General features: G+C 71.1%; 23 protein-coding genes and 1 pseudogene. 8 read left to right on the top strand and 16 right to left on the bottom strand.

The features are described from left to right. Positions 1-18 precede the first annotated feature (18 nt). Complete coding sequence (rpoB, locus tag P3F85_RS02330) at positions 19-3,516, bottom strand: DNA-directed RNA polymerase subunit beta (RefSeq protein WP_374009656.1); 3,498 nt, start codon at positions 3,514-3,516, stop codon at positions 19-21. Between the two features lie 261 nt (positions 3,517-3,777). Further along, a complete protein-coding gene (locus P3F85_RS02325; protein ID WP_374009655.1) occupies positions 3,778-4,839 on the bottom strand; it encodes an SDR family oxidoreductase in 1,062 nt (353 codons plus the stop codon). A gap of 65 nt (positions 4,840-4,904) precedes the next feature. Here P3F85_RS02325 and P3F85_RS02320 point away from each other — a divergent pair, with 65 nt between their 5' ends. Further along, positions 4,905-5,786, top strand: coding sequence for a spermidine synthase (locus tag P3F85_RS02320; protein ID WP_374009654.1), 882 nt, complete (start codon positions 4,905-4,907; stop codon positions 5,784-5,786). A gap of 25 nt (positions 5,787-5,811) precedes the next feature. Here the strand turns inward: P3F85_RS02320 and P3F85_RS02315 are convergent, their stop codons facing one another. The 4 genes from P3F85_RS02315 to P3F85_RS02300 are packed head-to-tail and all read right to left on the bottom strand — an operon-like array spanning position 5,812 to position 8,770. Continuing rightward, positions 5,812-6,723: a biotin-dependent carboxyltransferase family protein gene (locus P3F85_RS02315; RefSeq protein ID WP_374009653.1), complete on the bottom strand. Its 912-nt coding sequence runs from the start codon at positions 6,721-6,723 to the stop codon at positions 5,812-5,814. After that, the gene (locus tag P3F85_RS02310) at positions 6,720-7,337 is read right to left on the bottom strand and encodes an allophanate hydrolase subunit 1 (protein ID WP_374009652.1); all 618 of its coding nucleotides are present in this window, start codon (positions 7,335-7,337) and stop codon (positions 6,720-6,722) included. The genes P3F85_RS02315 and P3F85_RS02310 overlap by 4 nt, the downstream gene beginning before the upstream one ends. Further along, positions 7,334-8,095 carry a LamB/YcsF family protein gene (locus tag P3F85_RS02305; protein ID WP_374009651.1) on the bottom strand — a complete coding sequence of 254 codons (762 nt, stop codon included), beginning with the start codon at positions 8,093-8,095 and terminating at the stop codon, positions 7,334-7,336. Before P3F85_RS02305 ends, P3F85_RS02310 begins: the two co-directional genes overlap by 4 nt. Before the next feature lie 33 nt (positions 8,096-8,128). Further along, positions 8,129-8,770, bottom strand: coding sequence for a CGNR zinc finger domain-containing protein (locus P3F85_RS02300; RefSeq protein WP_374009650.1), 642 nt, complete (start codon positions 8,768-8,770; stop codon positions 8,129-8,131). Between the two features lie 72 nt (positions 8,771-8,842). Between P3F85_RS02300 and P3F85_RS02295 the strand changes: the two genes are divergently transcribed. Then, positions 8,843-9,451, top strand: a complete 609-nt coding sequence (locus tag P3F85_RS02295; RefSeq protein WP_374009649.1) for a GNAT family N-acetyltransferase — start codon at positions 8,843-8,845, stop codon at positions 9,449-9,451. A gap of 117 nt (positions 9,452-9,568) precedes the next feature. Here the strand turns inward: P3F85_RS02295 and P3F85_RS02290 are convergent, their stop codons facing one another. The 6 genes and pseudogenes from P3F85_RS02290 to P3F85_RS02265 all read right to left on the bottom strand — a co-directional run bounded on the left by P3F85_RS02290 (position 9,569) and on the right by P3F85_RS02265 (position 12,825). Further along, positions 9,569-10,066 (bottom strand): SprT-like domain-containing protein, encoded by a 498-nt coding sequence (locus tag P3F85_RS02290; RefSeq protein ID WP_374009648.1) that lies wholly within the window; start codon positions 10,064-10,066, stop codon positions 9,569-9,571. Positions 10,067-10,114: 48 nt separating this feature from the next. Further along, the gene (locus tag P3F85_RS02285) at positions 10,115-10,393 is read right to left on the bottom strand and encodes a hypothetical protein (RefSeq protein ID WP_374009647.1); all 279 of its coding nucleotides are present in this window, start codon (positions 10,391-10,393) and stop codon (positions 10,115-10,117) included. A gap of 57 nt (positions 10,394-10,450) precedes the next feature. Next, positions 10,451-10,534 (bottom strand): annotated as a pseudogene (locus P3F85_RS02280) (hypothetical protein); the annotation flags it as partial. A gap of 189 nt (positions 10,535-10,723) precedes the next feature. Then, positions 10,724-11,890, bottom strand: coding sequence for a sorbosone dehydrogenase family protein (locus tag P3F85_RS02275; protein WP_374009646.1), 1,167 nt, complete (start codon positions 11,888-11,890; stop codon positions 10,724-10,726). A gap of 15 nt (positions 11,891-11,905) precedes the next feature. After that, complete coding sequence (locus tag P3F85_RS02270; protein WP_374009645.1) at positions 11,906-12,208, bottom strand: DUF427 domain-containing protein; 303 nt, start codon at positions 12,206-12,208, stop codon at positions 11,906-11,908. Positions 12,209-12,327: 119 nt separating this feature from the next. Beyond that, the gene (locus P3F85_RS02265) at positions 12,328-12,825 is read right to left on the bottom strand and encodes an EVE domain-containing protein (RefSeq protein WP_374009644.1); all 498 of its coding nucleotides are present in this window, start codon (positions 12,823-12,825) and stop codon (positions 12,328-12,330) included. 123 nt (positions 12,826-12,948) lie between these two features. On the opposite strand from P3F85_RS02265, the gene P3F85_RS02260 reads away from it, so the two are divergent. From P3F85_RS02260 to P3F85_RS02245, 4 genes are read left to right on the top strand one after another with little or no spacing between them, the layout of a single operon-like run. Then, positions 12,949-13,263 (top strand): YciI family protein, encoded by a 315-nt coding sequence (locus tag P3F85_RS02260; RefSeq protein WP_374009643.1) that lies wholly within the window; start codon positions 12,949-12,951, stop codon positions 13,261-13,263. Continuing rightward, positions 13,260-14,552, top strand: a complete 1,293-nt coding sequence (locus tag P3F85_RS02255; RefSeq protein ID WP_374009642.1) for an RNA polymerase sigma factor — start codon at positions 13,260-13,262, stop codon at positions 14,550-14,552. Before P3F85_RS02260 ends, P3F85_RS02255 begins: the two co-directional genes overlap by 4 nt. Before the next feature lie 51 nt (positions 14,553-14,603). Beyond that, complete coding sequence (locus P3F85_RS02250) at positions 14,604-15,170, top strand: hypothetical protein (RefSeq protein WP_374009641.1); 567 nt, start codon at positions 14,604-14,606, stop codon at positions 15,168-15,170. Then, positions 15,167-15,886 (top strand): DUF1684 domain-containing protein, encoded by a 720-nt coding sequence (locus P3F85_RS02245; protein ID WP_374009640.1) that lies wholly within the window; start codon positions 15,167-15,169, stop codon positions 15,884-15,886. The genes P3F85_RS02250 and P3F85_RS02245 overlap by 4 nt, the downstream gene beginning before the upstream one ends. A gap of 116 nt (positions 15,887-16,002) precedes the next feature. On the opposite strand, the gene P3F85_RS02240 is transcribed toward P3F85_RS02245, so the two are convergent. Continuing rightward, complete coding sequence (locus P3F85_RS02240; protein ID WP_374009639.1) at positions 16,003-18,252, bottom strand: UvrD-helicase domain-containing protein; 2,250 nt, start codon at positions 18,250-18,252, stop codon at positions 16,003-16,005. A gap of 263 nt (positions 18,253-18,515) precedes the next feature. Here P3F85_RS02240 and P3F85_RS02235 point away from each other — a divergent pair, with 263 nt between their 5' ends. Continuing rightward, on the top strand, positions 18,516-20,081 hold the full coding sequence (locus P3F85_RS02235; protein ID WP_374009638.1) for a DEAD/DEAH box helicase: 1,566 nt from the start codon (positions 18,516-18,518) through the stop codon (positions 20,079-20,081). 265 nt (positions 20,082-20,346) lie between these two features. Here the strand turns inward: P3F85_RS02235 and P3F85_RS02230 are convergent, their stop codons facing one another. From P3F85_RS02230 to P3F85_RS02220, 3 genes are all read right to left on the bottom strand, one after another. Continuing rightward, positions 20,347-20,931, bottom strand: coding sequence for a TetR-like C-terminal domain-containing protein (locus tag P3F85_RS02230; RefSeq protein ID WP_374009637.1), 585 nt, complete (start codon positions 20,929-20,931; stop codon positions 20,347-20,349). Further along, a complete protein-coding gene (locus tag P3F85_RS02225) occupies positions 20,924-21,787 on the bottom strand; it encodes an alpha/beta fold hydrolase (protein WP_374009636.1) in 864 nt (287 codons plus the stop codon). The genes P3F85_RS02230 and P3F85_RS02225 overlap by 8 nt, the downstream gene beginning before the upstream one ends. Before the next feature lie 66 nt (positions 21,788-21,853). Then, positions 21,854-22,435, bottom strand: a complete 582-nt coding sequence (locus P3F85_RS02220; protein WP_374009635.1) for an NUDIX hydrolase family protein — start codon at positions 22,433-22,435, stop codon at positions 21,854-21,856. Positions 22,436-22,550: 115 nt separating this feature from the next. On the opposite strand from P3F85_RS02220, the gene P3F85_RS02215 reads away from it, so the two are divergent. Continuing rightward, on the top strand, positions 22,551-23,201 hold the full coding sequence (locus P3F85_RS02215) for an alpha/beta hydrolase (protein ID WP_374009634.1): 651 nt from the start codon (positions 22,551-22,553) through the stop codon (positions 23,199-23,201). Positions 23,202-23,211: the final 10 nt, after the last annotated feature.

The raw sequence follows: 23,211 nt of genomic DNA, 5'->3' as shown, positions 1-23,211 counted from the left end.
CCGAGTCAGATCTCGGCGTCAAATTTCATCAATTGACGAGGACTCGAACCGGGAGGAGATGTTGATGCCGAGCTCTTCCGCAGCGCGGAAGGCCTCGTCGTCCGAATCGCGGAGGCTGACGGTCTGGCCGTCGGCCGAGAGCACCTCCACGTTCAGGCAGAGGGACTGCATCTCCTTGATGAGGACCTTGAAGGACTCCGGGATGCCCGGCTCCTGGATGTTCTCACCCTTGACGATGGCCTCGTAGACCTTCACGCGGCCGAGGATGTCATCCGACTTGATGGTCAGGAGCTCCTGCAGCGCGTACGCGGCACCGTAGGCCTCGAGGGCCCACACCTCCATCTCACCGAACCGCTGACCACCGAACTGCGCCTTACCACCGAGCGGCTGCTGGGTGATCATCGAGTACGGACCGGTCGAACGGGCGTGGATCTTGTCGTCGACCAGGTGGTGCAGCTTCAGGATGTACATGTAACCGACCGACACAGGGTCCGGGTACGGCTCGCCGGAGCGGCCGTCGAACAGCTGCGTCTTGCCGGAGCCGCCGATCAGGCGGTCGCCGTCGCGGGTCGGGAGGGTCGAGTCGAGCAGACCTGCGATCTCCTCCTCCTTCGCTCCGTCGAACACCGGGGTGGCGACCTTGGTGCCGGGGGCTGCCTTGAAGGCGGCCTCGGGGAGCTCTGCGGCCCACTTCGGCTTGCCCTTGATCTCCCAGCCGTTCTGCGCGATCCAGCCGAGGTGGATCTCGAGGACCTGGCCGAAGTTCATTCGTCCAGGAACACCCAGCGGGTTGAGGATGACGTCGACCGGAGTTCCGTCGGCGAGGAACGGCATGTCCTCGACCGGAAGGATCTTCGAGATGACGCCCTTGTTGCCGTGACGACCGGCCAGCTTGTCACCGGCGGTGATCTTGCGCTTCTGGGCGATGTAGACCACCACGCGCTGGTTCACGCCGGAGCCGAGCTCGTCGTCGCCGTCCTGCGAGTCGAAGACCTTGACACCGATGACGGTGCCCTCTTCGCCGTGGGGCACCTTGAGGGAGGTGTCGCGCACCTCGCGGCTCTTCTCGTTGAAGATCGCGCGGAGCAGGCGCTCCTCGGCCGACAGCTCGGTCTCGCCCTTCGGCGTGACCTTGCCGACGAGGATGTCGCCGGGGCGGACCTCGGCGCCGATGCGGATGATGCCGCGCTCGTCGAGGTCGGCCAGGAGGTCCGGGCTGACGTTCGGCAGGTCGCGGGTGATCTCCTCCTTGCCCAGCTTGGTGTCGCGGGCGTCGACCTCGTACTCCTCGATGTGGATCGAGGAGAGGGTGTCGTCCTTCACCAGGTTCTGGCTGAGGATGATCGCGTCCTCGAAGTTGTGACCCTCCCACGGCATGAACGCGACGAGCAGGTTCTTGCCGAGCGCGAGCTCGCCGTTCTCGGTGGCGGGACCGTCTGCGACGACCTCGCCCTGCTCGATGCGGTCACCCTCGTCGACGACCACGCGGTGGTTGTACGAGGTGCCCTGGTTGGAGCGGTCGAACTTGCGCAGGTAGTACGACTGGTACGTGCCGTCGTCCGCCTGGACGGTGACCGCGTCAGCCGAGACCTCCTGGACGACGCCCGACTTCTCGGCGATGACCACGTCACCGGCGTCGATGGCCGCGTAGCCCTCCATACCGGTTCCGACGACCGGGCTCTCCGAGCGGAGCAGCGGCACCGCCTGGCGCTGCATGTTCGCACCCATGAGGGCTCGGTTGGCGTCGTCGTGCTCGAGGAACGGGATCAGCGACGTACCGACCGACACCATCTGGCGCGGCGAGACGTCCATGTAACCGATCTCGTCGGCGGGGATCAGGTCGACCTCGCCGCCCTTCTGACGGGCGAGGACGCGCTCCTCCACGAAGTGGCCGTTCTTGTCGAGCGGGGCGTTCGCCTGCGCGACGACGAAGTCGTCCTCCTCGGAAGCGGTCAGGTAGTCGATCTGCTCGGTGACCCGGCCCTCGACGACCTTGCGGTACGGCGTCTCGATGAAGCCGAAGGAGTTGATCCGCGCGAACGATGCGAGCGAACCGATCAGGCCGATGTTCGGGCCTTCCGGGGTCTCGATCGGGCACATGCGGCCGTAGTGCGACGGGTGGACGTCACGGACCTCGACGCCGGCGCGCTCACGGCTCAGACCACCGGGGCCGAGCGCGGAGAGGCGGCGCTTGTGGGTCAGACCCGCGAGCGGGTTGTTCTGGTCCATGAACTGCGACAGCTGCGACGTTCCGAAGAACTCCTTGATCGCGGCGACGACGGGGCGCACGTTGATCAGGGTCTGCGGGGTGATCGCCTCGATGTCCTGCGTGGTCATGCGCTCGCGGACGACGCGCTCCATGCGGGAGAGACCGGTGCGGACCTGGTTCTGGATGAGCTCGCCGACGGCGCGGATGCGACGGTTGCCGAAGTGGTCGATGTCGTCCACGTCGAGGCGGATGTCGGTCTCGGCACCGTTGCGCAGGCCACGGAACGTGGTCCGGCCGTCGTGCAGGGCGACCAGGTACTTGATCGTGGCGATGATGTCCTGAACGGTCAGCACCGAGTCCGACAGCGGGGCCTCGAGGCCGAGCTTGCGGTTGATCTTGTAACGGCCGACCTTGGCGAGGTCGTAGCGCTTCGGGTTGAAGTAGAAGTTGTCGAGGAGCGCACGCGCGGCCTCGGCAGCGACCTGCTCACCCGGACGCAGCTTGCGGTAGATGTCCTTGAGCGCCTCCTCCTTGGTGAGGATGGCGTCCTTCTCGAGGGTCAGCTCGATCGACTGGTAGCCGGCGAACTCGGAGAGGATCTCCTCGCTCGTCAGGCCGAGGGCCTTCAGGAACACCGTGACCGACTGCTTGCGCTTGCGGTCGATGCGGACACCGACCTGGTCGCGCTTGTCGATCTCGAACTCGAGCCATGCTCCGCGGCTCGGGATGACGCGCGCCGAGTAGATGTCCTTGTCGCTGGTCTTGTCGGCGGTGGCCTCGAAGTACACGCCCGGCGAACGGACGAGCTGCGACACGACGACACGCTCGGTGCCGTTGATGATGAACGTTCCGCGCTCGGTCATGAGGGGGAAGTCGCCCATGAAGACCGTCTGGGTCTTGATCTCACCCGTGAGGTGGTTCATGAACTCGGCCTCGACGTAGAGCGGGGCGGCGTAGGTCTTGCCCTTCTCCTTGCACTCGTCGATCGAGTACTTCTTCTCTTCGAGGAAGGGGTTCGTGAACGAGAGCTGCATGGTCTCGCCGAGGTCCTCGATGGGAGAGATCTCCTCGAAGATCTCCTCGAGGCCCGTGTTGGCGGGAAGATCCTGGCGACCCTGCGACTCGGCCTCGGCGACGCGTGCCTTCCATGCGTCGTTTCCGACCAGCCAGTCGAAGCTCTCCGTCTGCAGTGCGAGCAGATCGGGAACCGTGAGGGTGTCCGTGATCTTGGCGAACGAAAGACGAGATGCGGCTCGTCCGTTCTTGGGTGTCTTGTCAGTGTTGGTTGCGTTGCGCGCAGCAGCCAAGGAAATAACCTCCGTGGGCCCCGTCGGGCCAGTTACTCGGTCGTGGAGTGGTGTGGACGAGAACTCCCAGCCGCATCGCGCCGCCTCATCTGACCCGAATCACTGGGCCCAGGCGCGCACGGAGAGTCAGAGCCGACCGCAATATGAAGGCAGAAATTTGACTGGGAGCGCAAAGAACAACTATATGTCAAACAGACGCGCCGTGTCCAGTCTTTTCTTGACCCGGGACGCCTACTGGGGTATAACCCGTCGGACGGCCGTCTATTCCGGGCGCCGCGGATGGAATGTCGGGAGCGTGTCGACGGTCGCGATGACCGCTTCCTCGCGCGTGCGTGGGGACCAGCCGAGCACCCGCCGCGCCTTCTCCGCCGTCGCCCGACGGGCGGTCCCGAGGTCGGGAAGCGCGTCGCGGACGCGGCGGCTGAATGGGGCAGCCGCTTTCAGCATCCACGGGGGCATGAGCTTCGTGCTGACGCGGCGACCGGCGGCCTCCCCCAGGTGTCCGCGGATCAGCAGCGCCACCTCCTGAGCGCTCATCACCTCTCCCGCGATGGCCAGGAACCGCTGGCCGGCCGCCTCGGGCCGGGTCATCGCCAGCAGGTGCAGCGCCGCGACATCCCGCACGTCGACGATGCCGAAGTGGACGTCGGGCAGGCGCGGGAGCCGTCCCTCCTTCACGAGCCGGACCAGTTCGATGGAGGCGGAGATGTCCGGTCCGAGCACCGGGCCGAGGATGCCGACCGGGTTCACCGTGGCGAGTTCGAGCGAGGCCCCTTCGTCGTGGATGAACGCCCACGCCGCGCGCTCGGCGATGGTCTTCGACTGCACGTACGGGCTGATGGGGCGGCCGCTGTCCAGCTCCGTCCAGTCCTCCTCGGTGAAGGGCCGGTCCGTCGGCGGGTGCCCGTACCCGATCGCCGCGAAGGACGAAGTCAGCACCACGCGCTCGACCCCGCCGTCGCGGGCGGCCCGGAGGACGCGCAGCGCGCCGTCCCGCGCGGGGCGGATCAGCTCGTCGGGGTCCTTCGGCTGCTTGGAGGGGAACGGGGACGCGACGTGCAGCACGAAGCGGCAGCCCGCGACCGCATCGGCCCAGCCGTCGTCGGAGGTCAGGTCGGCGATGGCGAACTCGAGCCGGTCTCCGGGGTCGTCCAGTCCGCCCGCGGCGAGCTGGGAGCGCACGTCGGCGGCGCGGGCCGGGGTCCGGATGGTCGTGCGGACGCGGTAGCCCGCCTCCAGCAGCGCGAGGACGCAGTGCGCACCGAGGAAGCCGGAGCCCCCGGTTACGAGGACGAGGTCGGGTTCGCTGCTGGGATCGGTCACGGTGCCCATCCTTCCCCGGCTCGCCCGGCGGCGCTACCGCCCGGGCGCGCGACTAGGCTGCCGGTGTGTCCCCGAATACGCCGCCGCCCGTCCCCGGGGTGGTGCTCTCCGAGAGCGGCTACCTGGCGACGGTGGAGCCGGACCGCTTCGTGCCGGGTGCTTACCAGCTCGTGGTGGACGGGACGCCGCAGTCCCACGTCAACCTGGACGACCCGTCGCAACTCTTCTTCGAGTACATCCAGCGGATGGGCAACGTCATCGACCTCATCGGCGACCCGGGCGAGCCCATCACGGCGGTCCATCTGGGCGCCGGCGCGCTCACCCTCCCCCGCTACGTCGCGTACACCCGGCCCGGGTCGCGCCAGCAGGTCGTCGAGCTCGAGAGCCGCCTGGTGGATCTGGTGCGCGAGCAGCTGCCGCTTCCCCGGTACGCGCAGATCCGCATCCGGCACGGCGACGCCCGCGAGGTCGTCGGCAAGCTGCCCGCCGGCCTCCGCGGTTCGGTCGATCTGCTCGTGGTTGACATCTTCAGCGGCTCCCGCACCCCGGCGCACGTGACGAGCGTGGAGTTCTACCGCTCGGCGGTTTCTCTGCTGAAGCCCGACGGCATCATCCTCGTCAACGTCGCGGACGGGCCGCCGCTGGCCTTCGCGCGCAGCCAGGTCTCCACGCTGGGCGCGGTCGTCGAGAACGTCGCCGCCCTGGCCGAGACGCAGGTGCTCAAGGGCCGCCGGTTCGGCAACGTCGTGCTGGTCGGCTCCAACTCCCCGCTGCCGCTGGAGTGGCTGCCGCGGTTGCTGGCGAGCGGTCCGCACCCCGCAAAGGCCGTTGCGGGCCAGGAGTTGCGGACGTTCGCTGCGGGCGCCCCGATCGTGACGGATGCTACCAGCGTGCCGTCGCCCCCTCCGGCACGCAGCATCTTCCAGTCGGGCACCCGGCGGGACTGACCGGCGCGAGCCCGTTCGCAGGGAGTCAGGCGTGCCGGAACTGGACCGGCTGGCCCGGACGGAGTTGCGCGAAGGCGTCGAGCGACGCGTCCGCGACCACGGCGATCACCGGGTAACCGCCCGTCACGGGATGGTCGGCGAGCAGCACCGTCGGCCGGCCGTCGGGCGAGACCTGCACGGCCCCGGCGACCATCGGCTCGCTCGGCAGCTCCGCGGTGACCGCTCGCTCGAGGGCGAGTGGAGGCGTCCCCGCGTCGGCCGTATGCGCCCCGCGAGGTGCCGCGACGGGAGGGTCGAGGCGCACGCCGATCCGGTCAGCTTTCGCTGCGACCATCCACTCGACGCCGAAGAACGCGTCCAAGGCCGTCGGGGTGAACCAGTCGGCCCGCGGTCCGCGATGGGCGCGGACCTCGACGACGCCCGGCGCGGGATCCGCGACGGGGACGAAGTCGAGCAACGGGAGGTCGGAGCCGGGATGCTCCCCGAGCGGCAGCAGGTCGCCTGAGGCCAGGGGCGCGGGCCCGAGCCCGGCGAGCGTGTCGCGCGAGCGGGACCCGAGCACGGGCGTGACGTCGATCCCGCCGCGGACCGCGAGGTACCGGCGCGCACCGGCGACCGCCGGGCCGATCCGCAGCACCTGACCCGCGTGCGCGCGGACCGCGAGGTGCGCATCCACCGGGCTGCCGTCGATCAGCAGCGCGCCTGTTGCACCGGTCACGGCGAACCAGGTGTCGCGTTCGAACCGCGCCTCGAAGCCGCCGAGCAGCACCTCGACGCCCGCGTCCGTCTCCGTGTTGCCGAGCAGGCGGTTGCCGAGCCGCAGGGCGCCGCGGTCGAGGGCGCCGGAGCGCCCGACGCCGATGGCGGCGTAGCCCGGCCGGCCGAGGTCTTGCACCAGGGCGAGGGCACCGGGGTCGAGGATGCGGAGGCCGGTCATCCCGCCTCCCGGAAGCGGACGACGGTGCCGGGCGTGAGCAGCGCCGGGGAGGCGGCGGTCTCGTCCCAGAGCACCGCATCCGTTCGGCCGATCAGCTGCCAGCCGCCCGGGCTCGAGCGCGGGTAGACGCCGGTGAACGCGCCGGCGAGGCCGACCGCGCCCGGCGGGACCGCGGTGCGCGGCGTGGCGCGGCGCGGGACGTCGAGCGGGTCGCGGTCGGTCACCAGGTAGGCGAACCCGGGCGCGAAGCCGCCGAAGGCGACGCGCCACGGCGACTCGGTGTGGAAGCGGACCACGTCGGCTTCGGCGAGCCCGGTCAGCCGCGCGACCTCGGTGAGATCCTCTCCGTCGTACTGCACGTCGAGCTCGACGACGCTCGCCTCCACCGCCTCGGCGGAGAGCGGCGCGGTGCGGTCGACCCACGCGGCGGCCGCGCTCAGCGAGAGGATGCGCGGCTCGACGACGACGCCGATCGTGCGCGCGGCGGGAACGACGTCCACGACCCCGGCCGGCCGTGTCGCGTCGAGCCCGCGGAACAGGGCGAGCACCGCCTCCAGGTCTTCCAGCTCGACGAGAAGAGCGTGGTCGCCGTACGGGAGGATGCGGTGGGTCACGCGAACGGCTCCACTCCGATTCCGGCCTCGGCGAGCGCGCCGCGAACCGCCTCTGCCATCGCGACCGCTCCGGGGGTGTCGCCGTGCACGCACAGCGACTCCGCGGCGATGGTCACCTCGTGCCCGTCGACCGTGACGACCACGCCGTCGGTGACCATCCGGACGGCCCGAGCGGCGATCTCCCCCTCGTCGGACAGCAGGGCACCGGGCTCGGTGCGCGGGACCAGCGTTCCGTCGGCGCGGTACCCACGGTCGACGAACGCCTCGCGCACGAACCGCAGCCCGGCCTCCCCGGCGGCGCGCTCGATCGCCGAGCCGGCCATCCCGAGCACCGCGAGCGTCGGGTCGAACGCGGCCACCGCGTCCACGAGGGCGTTCGCCTGGCGCTCGTCGTGCACGATGCGGTTGTAGAGGGCGCCGTGCGGCTTGACGTAACGCACCGCGGTTCCGGCGACCCGGGCCAGGCCGCCCAGCGCGGACAGCTGGTACAGGATCTCGTCGCGCAGTTCCGTCGGAGGCACGTCCATCGCCCGGCGGCCGAAGCCCGCCAGATCGCGGTACGAGACGTGCGCGCCGACGGTGACGGCGTTCGCGGCCGCCTCCCGGCAGGTGCCGAGCATCGTGGAGGCGTCGCCCGCGTGGAAGCCGCAGGCCACGTTCGCGCTGGAGACGAGGCGCAGCAGGGCGGCGTCGTCGCCCATCGTCCACGCTCCGAAGGACTCCCCGAGGTCGCTGTTGAGGTCGATGCTGCGCGGCATCCCCCTATTGTGGCGGTGCGTCGCCGGCAGCGGCTACCGGGCCGGCTGCCACCGCGCGCGGGCGCGGTGAGCCCGCACCTTGGCGCGGTTGCCGCAGCGCTGCATCGAGCACCAGCGCCGGGTGCCGCTGCGCGAGGTGTCCAGGTAGACCAGGCGGCAGTCGTCGGCGGAGCATTCGCGGATGCGCCCGTCGACGTGAGGGCCGAACAGCCGCACGGCGTCGCGGGCGAGCGACCCGAGCGCCTGATGCGGGCGGGCATTGGTCCGGCCCGCCTGCCGTCCGCCCCCGGCCAGCACCGGCGGGATGTCGGGCGTCGCGGCGAAGAGATTGACCACATCCACGTCGCCGGGAGAGAGGTCCTCGCCGCGGCTCGCCTGCCGCGCCAGCCGGCCGATCGCGGAGCGGAGAGCGCTCGCGTCGCGCACCTCGCGCTCTCCCGCGGTGGGGGCGACCTCCGGGAAGCGCTCGGTCAGCCAGGCGTTCAGGCCGTCGGCGTCCTGGATGGTCTCCCAGTCGGCAGCGTCGGACTCGGCAGCGTCGGCATTGTCAGCGCCGGCGTCGAGTCCGCCGGTGTAGGCGAAATCCAGAGCCAGCGAGCCGGAATCGAACCACCAGCGCTGACCATCGCGGGGTTCCATCCACTGGCCGGTCTGTCGGGAGAGTAGCGATTCCATGGCCAGAACACCCTACCCGGCGGCGCTGCGGACATCCGACGACGGGATCAGGCCCGCTGGCATACTGGGCGGATGACCGCCACCCGTCCCGACCCGCACGTGCCGCTCGAGGGCGCGACGGTGCGCCTCCGGGCGCTGACGTACGACGACCTGCCCGACCTGTTCGACGCGATCGGGCACCCCGAAGTGTACGCCGGAGGCTGGGGAGGCGGACCTGCGGCTTACCGCGACACCTACGAGGAGTGGCGGGAGCACATGCTGCGGTACCTCGACTGGGAGCGCAGCAACGTCACCGCCGTCGTCCTCCGCGAGGGGGATCGGCTGGTCGGCACGACCACGCTCGGCGACTTCGACCTGACGAACGAGTCGGCCCACATCGGCTGGACCGCTTACGCGCCCGAGGTCTGGGGCGGACGCGTGAATGCCGAGACCAAGCGGCTGTTGCTCGGGACCGCCTTCGATCACGGTTTCGAGCGCGTGAAGCTTCAGGCGGACGTCCTCAACGAGCGCTCGCGCGCCGCGATCCTGCGACTCGGAGCCCGGTTCGAGGGCGTGCTGCGGCACACCCAGCGTCGCGCCGACGGCACCTGGCGCGACACGGCCGTGTACTCGATCCTGCGCGAGGAGTGGCCCGGCGTCCGGGATGCGCTCGACGAGCGGCTCGACGCTGCGCACGCGTAGCGCGACGTTCCACGACTGCTGCGCCCGGTGACGAGTGCGGCTGCGCGCGCGGCAGCAAACGTGCCGAAAGACAGCAGACGAGCACGACCGGCCGCGCACGACCTGCCGCGGGAGGGCCTACTCGGTGGCGGTCGCGGCGGCGACGCGGCGCTGCGACGGCGACACCTCGCGGTGCTGCCAGGCGATGAGGTTGGCCGCGTCGAAGCGGCGGGAGCACGCCCCGCAGGCGAGCGCGCGAGCGGGCTTGCGATACCGGTAGTGCGTGTGGCCGTTCGGGCAGGTTCCGACCCAGGGCGCCAGGTCGTCGGCGATCGCGCCTCCGTGCAGGCGCTTGCCCTCGTAGCCGAGGTCGAGCGCGATCGCGCGCCAGCGCGGGCCGTGCCCGGCGCGCGAGCCCGCCAACGCGTGCGCGACTTCGTGGAGCAGGATCTGGTGGATCTCGTCGTCCTCGTAGCGGGCGGCCAGATAGCGCGAGACGGTGATCCGCTTCGAGGTGTAGTTGCAGAGACCGGCGCGGGTCTTCGCGTTGTCGAAGCCGAAGCTCCACACAGCCGGATCGAGGTGCAGTGCGATGAGGGCATCGGCCCAGCGACGGACGCGGTCGAGTTCGGCCATCAGGCACGACTCCCGACCGGAGCGCTCCACTCCTCCATGCCGTGCATCCTACGCGTGATCGGCGCCCGGCTCGCTGTCCGGCAAGGCGCCGCGCTGCGCTTCGAGGGCGGACTGCACGACGGCGACCGCGGTCAGCGCGGCCTGGATCTCGGCGGGTGAGGCGCCGAGCTTCTCGCGGAGGAACACGGCGGCCGTCATGTCGGCCAGTGCGTTCTCGTAGTCACCCGTGTCGAAGTAGACCTTGCCGCGGTTCTGGATGGCGAACGCCTCCAGCGCGCTCCACTCGCGTCCCCGCGCCTCGTCGACGCTGTTGGTCAGTTCGACCACCGCCTCGTCAGCCTTGCCCTGGTACTGCAAAACCTGCGCTCTGCGAACACGCGCCCCCAGCAGCTGCTCCCGGTCACCGGTGAAGCGGGCCTGCCGGACAGCCTCGTTGGCGATCTCGTACGCCTCATCGAGCCGGCCCAGCAGACGGAGCAGGACCGCCTTCTCGTTGAGCGCGCTCAGGCTGCGCAGGCTGCCGAGCTCGTCAAGACGCTCGCCGGCAGCGCGCAGATCGACGCGTTCGCGCAGGGTGGTCGGATCGTATCCGAGGATGATGCTCAGGGTTCTGCTCCCGATCGGTGTCTCGCGACCAAGACTACCCGCAGCAGGGGGTCAGCCCGGGCGCTTGACGGCCTGCGCCGGGGTGAGCGGCACCTCGATGAGCCGGTCGTCACCGCTGCGGGGCGAACCCCGGCCGTCGGTGTTGTTCGTCAGGACCCAAATGCGGTCACCGGCGGCGACCACATCCCGTAGCCGGCCGAAGGCGCCGTCGAAGAAGGGCGCGACGGTCACCGGGGCAGCCCCGGCGGTCGACCAGACCGTCCACAACCGCTGCCCGCGGAGTGCCGCGAGGAACACCGTGTCGCCGACGACCGCCAGCCCGCTCGGGCTCGCCTCGTCGGTCGGCCACTGGTGGACGGGGTCGGTGTACGCGGGGTCGCCGCCGATGCCCTCCACCACCGGCCAGCCGTAGTTCGAGCCCGGCTGGATGATGTTGAGCTCGTCCCACGTGTTCTGGCCGAACTCGGACGCCCACATGTTCCCGCGCGAGTCCCAGCCGATGCCCTGGGGATTGCGGTGGCCGTACGACCACACCGGGGAGCCGGGGAACGGATTGTCGCCGGGCACCCTGCCCTCGGGCGTGACGCGCAGGATCTTGCCCCCGAGCGAGGCCACGTTCTGCGCGTTCGCAGGGTTGGTGGCGTCGCCTGCGGTGATGTACAGCATCCCGTCGGGGCCGAAGGCGATGCGGCCGCCGTCGTGGTTCCCGGCCTTGGGGATGCCGGTCAGGACGGGCGTCGGCGATCCGATCCCGTAGCCGCCGGGACCTCCGGTCAACGGCATCCGCACCACCCGATTGTCGTCCGCCGTGGTCAGGTACGCGTACAGCTGGGTTGGGGCCGAAGTGGATGCCACGGCCAGCCCGAGCAGGCCGGACTCGCCCTGATGCACCACACCGGGCACGGTGCCGACGTCCCGGAGTCCGCCCTGCGGAAGGCGCTCGCGGATCACGCCGGAGTCGCGCTCGCTGATCAACGCGGACCCGTTCGCCAGGCGGACGACCGACCAGGGCGCTTCCAGGCCGGTCTCCAGCACGGTCGTCTGCCCGCTCGGCTGCCAGGGGATCGCGGCGACCGGTTCCGAGGTGCCCGTCGGCCGCGGGACCGCCGTCGGCGTCCGCGTGACCGTCGGGTCGGGGACCGGCGCCGAGCATCCGGCCAGCACGACGACGGCCGCCGCCAGGGCGACGAGCCCTGGACGGCGGCCGTGATGGTTCATCGTGGCCCGCTGTCGTCAGTCGACGACGCGGACGTCCTTCCAGAACGCGACGTAATCGCTGTAGTCCTTGCCGACCCGGTCGAACGAGCTGGGGTACGGCGTCGGATAGCTCCAGGCGCGGTCCTGGAGCAGGCCCTCGTCCGACTTCACGGAGAAGTACTGGCACTCGCCCTTCCAGGGACAGGTGTACGGGGTGGCGCTCTCGACGAGGTACTCGGACTTCACGCTCGCCGGCGGGAAGTACCAGTTGCCCTCGATACGGATGAGGTCCTCCTGCGGAGCCTCGGCGATCACGGTGTCGTTCAGAACAGCCTTCATGTGTAAAACCTCCTGTCTCAGCGAACGTACGCCGGGCTGCGATCATTCCACCCCGGGTGCACCGCTCTGCCGGGAGCCTCGCAGCACGGTCACAGCGTCGCGACCTGCCTGCGGCAGAGTCACCGGGCCATCGTAGTTCGTGCGCCGGCCCGGCCCTGCCGCGCCTCCCCCGGCGTCGGCCGCATCTGCCGGCGGATCAGCTCGAAGTCGTGGCGCGACAGCTCGATCAGCCCGCGACGCAGCTGGTATCCCCAGTCCGGACGGTCCCGGGTGAAGTCGAGCGCTCCGAGCAGCGGGCGGATGGGCGTCGGCACCGCGTCGTGGTCGAACTCGACGCGCCGCCGCCACGGCGTGAAGTCTCCGGCCGGGCCGGTCATCATCGGACCCTGGGTCACCTGGAACACGTCGTCATCTGCCACCCGGCCGACCGCGGTGAATTGCTTGAGGGGCTCTCCATCGGGGTACGACGCACGCGGCGAGTAGTACACGAACCCGTCTGCGCTGCCCATCCGTTCGAGCGGAGCGCGAGCGCCGTGATTGACCTGCGCGAAGCCTCCCGCGACCCCGCGCAGGACGTGGTCGAGCTGAACCACGCCCAGCCAGTAACGGATCGCCATGCTCCCGTTGTAGCGCAGACCACCGTCATCGGTGTCGAAACAGGCGCGCGGCGTTCGACGTGTCGGTGAGGAGTCCGTGCCGAAGTGGGTGCCGGAGCGGTCGGGTGACGAGAGGATGGGAGCATGCGATTCGTGCTGATGGCGCTCGACGAGGAGGCCGGGCGGGAGACGCGCCCGGCACTCGAGGGGTACGGCGCCGAACTGGTCCGCGCGGGCGTACTGCTCGCCGCGGAAGCGCTGGCGCCGGCCGCTGAGGGCGCGTGCGTCCGCTTCGTCGGCGAGGAGCGCATCCTGAGCCGCCCGGCGACGGGAGCGCTGAGCCGGTTCTGGATGCTGGAGGCCGCGTGCGAGGACGAGGCGCTGGAATGGGCGCGGAGGCTCCCGCTCACCTCGGGAACCGTGGAGGTGCGGCGCGTGACGAGCGACGAGGACCGATGACGGAAGACCGCCGAGAGGATAAGACCGCCGAGACCCGGCGCGCCGTCGAGTCGGTGTGGCGCATCGAATCCGGCCGCCTCATCGCGGGACTCGCCCGCTCCACCGGCGACGTCGGGCTCGCCGAGGAACTCGCCCAGGATGCGCTCGTCGCCGCCCTCGAGCAGTGGCCCGACGCGGGCATCCCGCGCAACCCGGGCGCGTGGCTGACGACCGTCGCGAAGCGTCGTGCCGTGGACGGCTGGCGGCGGCGCGAGCGCCTCGACGACCGCTACGCCGCCATCGCACACGATCTGGAGCAGGAGCTGGGCGCGGACGACCCTGCGAGGGCCGCCCAGGAGCCGATCGGGGACGACCTGCTGCGCCTGGTGTTCGTCGCCTGCCACCCGGTGCTGCCGCAGGCCGCGCGCGTCGCACTCACGCTCAAGCTGCTCGGCGGGCTGTCGACCGAGGAGATCGCGCGCGCCTTCCTGGTCCCTCCCGCCACCATGGCCCAGCGCATCGTCCGCGCGAAACGCACACTCAGCGCGGCCGGGGTGCCGTTCGAGGTGCCCGAGCGCGCCGAGTTCGCCGACCGGCTGACATCCGTGCTCGAGGTGGTCTACCTGATCTTCAACGAGGGCTACTCGGCGACCGCGGGCGACGACTGGATGCGTCCCGACCTGTGCAGGGAGGCCCTCCGGCTCGGCCGCGTGCTCGCCGAGCTGACGCCGCGCGAACCGGAGGTGCACGGGCTGGTGGCGCTGATGGAGTTCCAGGCGTCCCGGATCGGCGCCCGGACCGCGGGTGACGGGACGCCCATCCTGCTGCAGGACCAGGACAGGGCGCGCTGGGACCGCATCCTGATCGGTCGCGGGGTGGCGGCGCTGAATCGCTCGGACGCGCTCCGGCTCAGCAAGAGTCCGCCTGCGAGTCGCGGCCCCTATGCGCTGCAGGCCGCCATCGCTTCGTGCCACGCCACCGCGGTCGCCCCGGAGGCCACGGACTGGGAGGAGATCGTCGCCCTGTACGGCGCGCTCGCCGAGCTGCGGCCCTCCGCGGTGATCGAGCTCAACCGCGCGGTGGCGCTCTCCATGGCCTACGGACCGGAGGCAGGGCTCGAGGTCGTCGACCGGCTCGCGATAGACGGAGCGCTCTCCTCGTACCATCTGCTCCCCTCGGTGCGCGCCGATCTGCTGCTGCGCCTCGGCCGCACGTCGGAGGCGCGCCAGGAGTTCGAGCGGGCGGCGGCGATGACCGGGAACGCGCGGGAACGGGAGCTCCTGCTCGCCCGAGCCGGGGAATGCCTCTGAGTCACGCAACGCGACCACCGCATCCACTCGTCGAGGGGTGAGACTGGGAGCATGCGCGTGCTCCTCAAGCTGACGCTGGACTGCGACCCCGACGCGGCCTGGCGTGCCCTGCAGAGCCCAACCGCCTTCCGCGAGGTGGCGATGCCGTGGCTCGACTTCCGCTCCGACGACCCCGCCGGGTTCCCGACGATCTGGGGGAAGGAGCACCGGGTACGGGTGAAAGCGCTCGGCGCATTCACGGTCGGGACGCAGGCCATCCGCCTCGACACGCTGCGGTCCACCGACCCGCGCGAACAGAGCACCCGGATCCTGCGCGACAGCGGCGGAGGGACGGGCGGAGTGCTCTCCGCGGTCCCCCGGCTCGACCACCGGATGGCCATCGCGCCCGACCCCGCCGGTCCGGACGAGAACGGACGGCTACGGACGCTGTACCGGGACCAGCTGATCGTGCGCGCTGGGGCGCTCACCCCATTCGCCTGGTACGCCTTCTGGGCGTTCTGGCAGTGGCGCGGCGTGCGCCTGCGCCGCCTCGCACCCACCTGGGCCTACGATCCGGAAGTGCGGGAGCCCGACGAGGAGACGGCCACCGCAGAGACGACGGGAGCAGCGGAGAGATGACCAGCACCGAGCAGCCGCCGGCCGGGACGAATGCCGTCGCCGGCGGGGACACCGTCGCCGCGCCTGCACCCACCCCGGCCCCGCGCGCCGTCACGGCCGTGCAGACCGCCGACTGGCGGCGGCGCGTGTTCGCGCTGTACGCCTCCGTGCGGCGGCTCGCTGCGCACGACCCGGCCGAGGCGCACGCGTACTGGACCTCGTGCCGGAACGACCTGTTCTCGTCGCATCCCGCGTCGCCGCTGCTGCCCGAGGACCGCGAGCGGTTCACCGGGCTGCCCGTCGTCCCGTACGACCCGGACTGGCGGTTCGAGCTGCCGATCCGTCCGGCCGAGGAGGCGACGCGGATGGAGGTGGAGACCGGCACGGACGGCGTGGTGCCGTTCGAGCTGCTCGGCACCGTCCGCATCCCGCTCGCCGGGACCCTCGATGTCTGGCGGCTCTCGTCGTACGGCGGCGGCCTCTTCGTGCCCGTGAAGGATGCGCTCGCCGGGCGCGCGGGCGGGACCTACGGCGGCGGGCGCTACCTGATCGACACGATCAAGGGCGCCGACCTCGGGCTGGACGCGGACGACGCCGAGGCGTCTCTGGTGCTCGACTTCAACTTCGCCTACAACCCATCGTGCGCGTACGACCCGGCGTGGGCGTGCCCGCTCGCGCAGGCGGGCAACACGCTCGCCGTCGAGATCCCCGTCGGCGAGCGCTACCCCGGAGCTTGACCCGCGCGCGCTGCCCTGCCACCCTCTCCACGATTTGCGCCAAATCGCAGTTATCAGTGTGCGAGAACCGCGATTTGGCGCAAATCGTGCGGGGAACGGGCCAGGCGGCGTCGCGGTCAGCGGGTGACGAGGGTCAGACGCTGCGTGGGGCGGGTCATCGCGACGTAGAGGGATGCAGCCCCGCGCGGCGACTCGGCGGCGAGCGCATCCGGGTCGGCGAGCACGACGGCGTCGAACTCGAGACCCTTCGCCTCGTAGCCGGTCAGCACGGCGATCGGGCGGGAGAGACCGGCCGCGCCGCGGCCCGCCGCATCCCCGAACCGCTCGCCCACGGCAGCGGCGACGGCGCCGAGGTCGGCCGCAGTCGTGATCACGGCGAGTGTCCCGGTGTCGTCGATCCCCCGGTCGTGCGCGACGGCGTCGGCGACGGCCGAGCCCAGCGCGGACGGCGAGCCCAGCGCAGCCGGATCGCTCGCGCGCGCATGCACTCGGCGGATGGGCCACTCGCCCTCGCGCACCGCACGGGTCGGCGTGATCGGAAGACCCGATGCGGCGGCGATCCGCTCGGCCTCGCGTGTGATCTGCGCGGGCGTCCGGTAGTTGACGGTCAGCTCTTCGAGCCGCCACGCGTCCTTGAACACCGGGGTGAGGGCATCCTGCCAGCTCGTCGCGCCGGCCGCAGACGCGACCTGGGCGATATCGCCGACGATCGTGAACGACTTCATCGGGCACCGGCGCACCAGCACGCGCCACTGCATCGGCGACAGCTCCTGAGCCTCGTCCACGACGACGTGCCCGTACGTCCAGCTGCGATCGGAGGCCGCGCGCTCGGCTGTGGTGCCGCGGTCGACCTGCTCGGCGAACCCGTCAGCCAGCTGTTCGGCGCTGACCAGTCCCTCCACGCCCATGTTCCGGATGGCCGCACGCGCGTTCTCGAGGTCGCGCTTGCGCTGGCGATCGCGGTCCCGGTCCGCCGGGTCCGCGCGTCCCGGGAAGTCGCCCAGCAGCTCCGCCGCCTCGTCCATTAGGGGCACGTCGGAGACGGTGAACGGCTCTGAGCGCTCTCTCAGGAGGGCCGCCCGCTGCTGCTCGGTCCAGCGCGGCGCCAGCTCGGCCAGCCAGGCCGGACGCGCGAACAGGTCCTGCAGCAACTTCTGCGGCGTGAGCGGAAGCCACGCGGTGTTCAGCAGCACGCGCACGTCGTAGGAGGTCCGGAGGTCTTCGCGCAGCACCTTCAGGTCGGCGTCGTCGATGGTGGACCCGGCAGCCCGCAGCTGCGCAGCGAGCTGATTGGTCAGCTCCGACAGCGCGCTCTTCACGAACGTCACGCGCGCGACGTTGTGCGGCTTGCCCGTGCGCTGCGCTTTGGCGATGGCGCGCTGGATGAGTTCCGGCTCGACCAGGAGACGCTCGTTCTGCACGACGATCGTCTGCGCCTCGGCCGGCGCCTTCTGGCGGGAGCGCACGGCGCGGGACAGCAGGCGTGCCATCTGCGCGGAGCCCTTCAGGATCGCGGCCTCCGGCGCATCCTCCGCTGTGGCCTCCACGCCCGGGAACAGCTCGCCGAGGGTGGACATGACGACGCCCGTCTCGCCCAGCGACGGCAGGACCGCCTCGATGTAGCGCAGGAACGCGGTGGAGGGACCGACGACGAGAACTCCCGACGTGCTGAGGCGCTGGCGGTTCGCGTAGAGCAGGTAGGCGGCACGGTGCAGCGCGACCGCCGTCTTGCCCGTCCCCGGACCGCCCTGCACGACCAGGGCACCGCGAAGGTCAGAGCGGATGATGCGGTCCTGCTCGGCCTGGATGGTCGCGACGATGTCGTGCATGCGCCCGGTGCGCTGAGCGGTCAGGGCCGCGAGCAGCGCACCCTCGCCCTGAACCGCCTCGCCCCCGGCGTCGCCGTCGAGCAGTGCCTCGTCGAAGACCTCGTCGTCGATCCGCGTCACCTGGCGGCCGGACATCGTGAGATGCCGGCGCGCGCGGACTCCCATCCGCTCGCTCGCGGTCGCCTGGTAGAAGGCGCCCGCCTGCTTGGCGCGCCAGTCGACCAGCAGCGAACGCTGGTCGTCGTCCCGGAGGCCGACGCGGCCGATGTAGCGGTGATCGGAGCCGTCGACCGGCTCCTCCAGCAGCAGCCTGCCGAAGACGAGACGCGAATCCACGTCGCGCAACTGCGTCAGCTGGTCCTCATAGAGCCGCGCGAACGCATCCCGCTCGCTGCGGGCCTGGTGGTTGCTTCCGACGCTGTCGCGGCGCACGCGGGCGAGGCGATCCTCCGTCTCGGCGCGCAGCTGATCCAGCCGCTGATACAGCTCCGAGACCACGGCGCGTTCCCGTTCGAGCTCCGATTCCAGCACGCCCATGGCCACCCTTCGTTTCCGGGCCGAAAGTCTACGACCTCCAGGTGGGTGTGCGCTCCCAGCAGTCGCACGGCGTCATGCCCTAGAGTGGGAACCCTGCGGGACGAAGAATGCCCGCTGCGTCGTAGAACGCTTCGCGTTGCGCCGGGCACAGCCCCGCACGCTTCTCTTCATACGGCGAACGATCGCGCCGCTCGGTGCGCTCGCCACCAGATCCGCCGCGGCACGATGCCCGCCGGATTACCTGCCGGAAAGGCACCATCACTTTGACTTCCACTTTCGCCCAGCTCGGCGTACCCGCTCCGCTCGTCGCCGTACTCGCGGCCGACGGCAAGGAGGAGGCGTTCCCGATCCAGAAGGACACCCTCCCCGACGCCCTCGCCGGCAAGGACGTGCTCGGCCGCGGCAAGACCGGCTCGGGCAAGACCATCGCGTTCGCGCTGCCCGTCGTCGCCCGCCTCGGTACCGTGCTCGCCGGCGGACGCCGCCGCCCGGGACGCCCCCTGGCGCTCGTCCTGGCACCCACCCGTGAACTGGCGACGCAGATCGCCGCGGTATTCCGCCCGCTCGCCGATGCGTACTCGATGCGCGTCTCCACCGTCTTCGGCGGTGTCTCGCAGAACAAGCAGGTCGCCGAGCTGAAGGCCGGCGTCGACATCCTCGTCGCCTGCCCCGGCCGCCTCGAAGACCTGATGAAGCAGGGCTTCGTCAACCTCGACGCCGTCGAGATCACCGTGCTCGACGAGGCCGACCACATGGCCGACCTGGGCTTCCTGCCCGTCGTCACCCGCATCCTCTCCGCCACCCCGACCGACGGTCAGCGCCTGCTGTTCTCGGCCACGCTCGACAACGGCGTGGACAAGCTGGTCAAGCGGTTCCTGCACTCCCCCGTGCTGCACTCCGTCGACGAGGCGAACAGCCCGGTCGCGGCGATGACCCACCACGTGCTCCAGGTGGATGGCGCGGACGACAAGAAGGACCTGGTCGAGGCGCTCGCGTCCGGTACGGGACGTCGCATCCTCTTCACCCGCACCAAGCACCAGGCCAAGAAGCTGGCCAAGCAGCTCACCGCATCCGGAATCCCGGCCGTGGACCTGCACGGCAACCTGGCGCAGGCCGCCCGCGACCGCAACCTGGCTGCGTTCGGCGAGGGCAGCGTGAAGGTGCTCGTCGCCACCGACGTCGCCGCGCGCGGCGTCCACGTCGACAATGTCGAGCTGGTCGTGCACGTCGACCCGCCGGCGGAGCACAAGGCGTACCTGCACCGCTCGGGACGCACCGCCCGCGCCGGCAGCGCAGGCGACGTCGTCACCGTGATGCTCTCCTCGCAGGCTGAAGACGTCCGAACCCTGCTGCGCAAGGCCGCGATCTCGGCCGCACCGCAGCGCGTGACCGCGACGTCGCCGGCCGTGACCACCCTCGTGGGCCCGGTCGCCGCTCGCGTCGCGCCGGCTCCGGTCGCCGTGCAGACGACCGGTGGCGGCTCGTCGCAGGGCGCCAATGCTCAGCGGAAGCGCGCCCGCCGTGCGGGTGGCACGGGTGCTGCCGGCACGATGCAGGGCGGTCGCGGCCAGGGCGGCTCCGGCCGCGGCGGCCAGGGCGGCTCCGGTCGCGGTGGCCAGGGCGGCTCCGGTCGCGGCGCTTCCGGCGCCACGGCCTCCGCTGGTGCCCCGACCGGCGGCGGCTCGCGTCGTCACAGCCAGCGTCCGGCCACCGCTCAGCCCGGCTCCGCTTCGCGCGGCGCGGGCCAGCACCGCGGCGGCCAGCCCGCCGCGGGCCGCGACAACGGCTCGGTCCGCCGCGGCCAGGGAAGCCGCCGCGCGCAGGGCTGACCCCCTCGATCACACGAAAGCTGCACGCCGGGAGCGATCCCGCCGTGCAGCTTTCGTCGTTTACGGAGGACTTTGACTCTGTGGAGGCCGTCCCGCTGAGATTTGCGCCAAATCGCGGTATTGCGGGCCTCAGAACCGCGATTTGGCGCAAATCGTCACCGGCCGACGATTCGTGACGAATCGCCGCTTAGGCGGCGCCGTAGCGACGATTCGTGACGAATCGCGACGCGTTACGCCGCCTTAAGGGCGGGGACGCGGGGGTGCTTCAGCGCGCCAGCCGCTCCACGCCCGCGATCACGCCGTCGATGAGCACCGCGTAGCTGCGGTCGAGGTCGTCCGGCAGGCCGAAGCCGCCACCCAACTCCAGCGTCACGAACCCGTGGATGGCGCTGCGCAGCATCCGGATCGCATCCACCAGCTCGTCGTCGGGCAGGCCGAAGCCGCGCAGGACGCCGGACAGCACGGTCAGCGTCTCGGCGGCCCGTGCCGTCAGCTCGGCGTCCGCGGCGTCGGAGCCATCGGGTGCGACCTGCGTCGCGGCATACCGGCCAGGATGGCGGCGCGCGAAGTCGCGGACCGCGTCGGCCGCCGCGCGGATCGCATCGGGTCCGGCCCGGCCGATGGTGGCGGCGGCGAGCACGCGCGTGAGCTCGGTCACCGACTCGATGGCCACGAGCCGGCGCAGGTCGTCCAGCGACGCGACGTGCTTGTAGAGGCTGGGCACGGCGACGCCGGCTCGCCCGGCGACCGCCGCGAGCGTCAGCTTGTCGAACCCGGAGGTGCCTCCGTCGTCGACGAGGTCGACCGCGACCGCGGCGACGGCCGGACGCGTCAGCCCGGCCCTAGGCACGCGCTGCCCAGGCCGTGCCGTCGTCCGCGCGCCGCGCGTCAAGGAAGGCGAGCGTGGCCGGCACCGTGACATCCGGGCGCTGCGCGTGCGGATAATGCCCGGACTCCGGGACGCGCACGACCTCGACGCCCTGGGACTGCATCCACTCGACTTCGGCCGCGAGGTCCCGGTAGTCGGGGTCGAGCTCGCCGACGAATGCGAGCATGTCGGCACGGACCTGCGGCAGCCGCGGTTCGACGACCGCGTGGGTGAGGTGCAGGGTGAGCGCGCGGAAGGACGCCAGACGCCCGGGCTCCGACAACATCGACCGGATGGCGGCGACGTGCTCGCCGAGCCACGGTGCGGTTCGGCCGCGGTTGAGCGTGCTCCGGTAGTAGCCTGCCCAGACGGATGCGCCCCACGGCCGCACGAACATCGCGCGGTAGAGCAGGTGCAGCAGCGCGGTGGACGCGCGGCCCATCGCCGGGTCACGGAGGAGCGGCCCGTAGAAGACCAGTCCCGCGACCAGCTCCGGTCGTTCGGCCGCAGCCCACGCAGCAGCGGCTGCGCCCATCGAGTTGCCGAGGATGATCGCCGGACCGCCGAGTTCTTCGACGAGCGCGATCAGGTCGCGCGCGGTGGCGATGTCACCGAACTCGCGGAACGTCGTGTCCGAGTCGCCGTGGGCGCGGAGGTCGGTGACCGCGACCCGGAAGCCTGCGGCGACGAGCGGCGCGACGAGCTCACGAAAGCTGGAGCGGAGGTCCCCCATGCCGGGGACCGCGACCACGAGCGGTCCGTGGCCTTCGACGGTGTAGCTGACGCGTCCCTCAGGACGCTGCAGGTAGCGGACCTGCGACTCGACGGAAGTGTTCATAGCCATAAAGCTAATACCATTAGCCAACGAAAGCAAGAGTTGGCCGAACGAATACCCCGGCGCTACTCAGGAGATACGGCCCAACGACGCCATCGCCGCCTTGACGAGCGCACCTCGGCCGCCTTCGAGCTCCTCCGTGACGGTGAGGGAGGTGGCCTCCTCCGGCGTCATCCAGGTGAGCTCCAGCGCATCCTGCCGTGGCTCGCAGGTGCCGGTGACCGGCACGACGTAGGCGAGCGACACCGCGTGCTGGCGCTCGTCGACGTACTGCGTCACGCCCGGCATGGGGAAGTACTCAGCGACCTGGAACGGCACCGGGCTCGCCGGCAGCTGCGGGAAGGCCATCGGGCCGAGATCCTTCTCGAGGTGCCGGAAGAGCGCCTCGCGCAGGGTCTCGCCGTACATGACTCGGCCCGACACGAGCGTGCGGGTCATCTCGCCCACCGCATTCGCCCGCAACAGGATGCCGACCTCGATCACCTGGCCGAGCCCGTCGACGCGCACCGGCACCGCCTCGACGTACAGCAGCGGCAACCGTCGGCGGATCTGCTCCAGCTCGAGGTCGGACAGCCAGGCGGGCCCCGGCTGCGGGCCGTTGCCGGGGCGCGGGTCGGGGGTGGGATCCGGATCCGGGGTGCGAACGCTCATGCATGAATCCTACGGAAGGGTGCAGGGACGGCATACGGGGTACAGACGGATCTGTGGATGGGCGGCACTCCGACGGGGGCTGTGGACGATTCGACCTGGGGAACAGAATGAAGGGGTGCCCTTTCCCACCCGCGACCTGCGCATCGACCGCGACGCCGTCCTCTGGTCTGCGTCCGAGCGGGATCGGGCGGACCGGCCCCTGCTGATCCTGTTGCACGGCTACGCCTCGGACGAGGCCGACCTGTTCGGGATCTCCGCGTACCTGCCGCTGGAGCCGGTGATCGCCTCCCTGCGGGCGCCCATCCCCGAGGGTTCCGGTTTCGCCTGGTTCTCGCGGTTCACGAACGTTCCCGGCGATCCCCTCGCCGGCAACGCCGATGCTGCGGCCCGCGCCGTGCTCGACTGGCTGGACGACCAACCACAGGTGCCCACGGGCCTGCTCGGTTTCTCCCAGGGCGGCGCGATGGCGCTGCAGCTCCTCCGACTCGCTCCCGAACGCTTCGACTTCGCCGTGCAGCTCTCCGGTTTCGTCGTGAAGGGCGAGCAGCCGAGGGATGCGGAGCTCGCCCAAGCACGCGTTCCCGTGTTCTGGGGGCGCGGCACGCTCGACGACACGATCCCTGCCTCGTCGCTGCAGCGCACCGAGGACTGGCTCCCGGAGCACTCGCGGCTCGACGCCCGCATCTACGAGGGCATGGGTCACGCGATCTCGCCGCTGGAACTGGGCGACATCTCCTCGTTCATCCGCAGCCACCTCCGTCGCTGAGGGTCCGTCG

It is taken from the genome of Leifsonia sp. T36S-04 (genome assembly GCF_042465655.1).
GTDB lineage: Bacteria > Actinomycetota > Actinomycetes > Actinomycetales > Microbacteriaceae > Leifsonia.
Note: the sequence above shows the minus strand (reverse complement) of the source record. Positions and strands in the feature narration are given on the sequence as shown.

Coding starts and splice junctions, on each gene's coding strand:
- P3F85_RS02315 (WP_374009653.1), bottom strand. CDS start 6,723: ATGACCGGCCTCCGCATCCTCGACCCCGGTGCCCTCGCCCTGGTGCAA.
- P3F85_RS02305 (WP_374009651.1), bottom strand. CDS start 8,095: ATGCCGCGCAGCATCGACCTCAACAGCGACCTCGGGGAGTCCTTCGGA.
- P3F85_RS02300 (WP_374009650.1), bottom strand. CDS start 8,770: ATGGAATCGCTACTCTCCCGACAGACCGGCCAGTGGATGGAACCCCGC.
- P3F85_RS02295 (WP_374009649.1), top strand. CDS start 8,843: ATGACCGCCACCCGTCCCGACCCGCACGTGCCGCTCGAGGGCGCGACG.
- P3F85_RS02290 (WP_374009648.1), bottom strand. CDS start 10,066: ATGGCCGAACTCGACCGCGTCCGTCGCTGGGCCGATGCCCTCATCGCA.
- P3F85_RS02275 (WP_374009646.1), bottom strand. CDS start 11,890: ATGAACCATCACGGCCGCCGTCCAGGGCTCGTCGCCCTGGCGGCGGCC.
- P3F85_RS02270 (WP_374009645.1), bottom strand. CDS start 12,208: ATGAAGGCTGTTCTGAACGACACCGTGATCGCCGAGGCTCCGCAGGAG.
- P3F85_RS02265 (WP_374009644.1), bottom strand. CDS start 12,825: ATGGCGATCCGTTACTGGCTGGGCGTGGTTCAGCTCGACCACGTCCTG.
- P3F85_RS02260 (WP_374009643.1), top strand. CDS start 12,949: ATGCGATTCGTGCTGATGGCGCTCGACGAGGAGGCCGGGCGGGAGACG.
- P3F85_RS02255 (WP_374009642.1), top strand. CDS start 13,260: ATGACGGAAGACCGCCGAGAGGATAAGACCGCCGAGACCCGGCGCGCC.
- P3F85_RS02250 (WP_374009641.1), top strand. CDS start 14,604: ATGCGCGTGCTCCTCAAGCTGACGCTGGACTGCGACCCCGACGCGGCC.
- P3F85_RS02245 (WP_374009640.1), top strand. CDS start 15,167: ATGACCAGCACCGAGCAGCCGCCGGCCGGGACGAATGCCGTCGCCGGC.
- P3F85_RS02240 (WP_374009639.1), bottom strand. CDS start 18,252: ATGGGCGTGCTGGAATCGGAGCTCGAACGGGAACGCGCCGTGGTCTCG.
- P3F85_RS02225 (WP_374009636.1), bottom strand. CDS start 21,787: ATGAACACTTCCGTCGAGTCGCAGGTCCGCTACCTGCAGCGTCCTGAG.
- P3F85_RS02220 (WP_374009635.1), bottom strand. CDS start 22,435: ATGAGCGTTCGCACCCCGGATCCGGATCCCACCCCCGACCCGCGCCCC.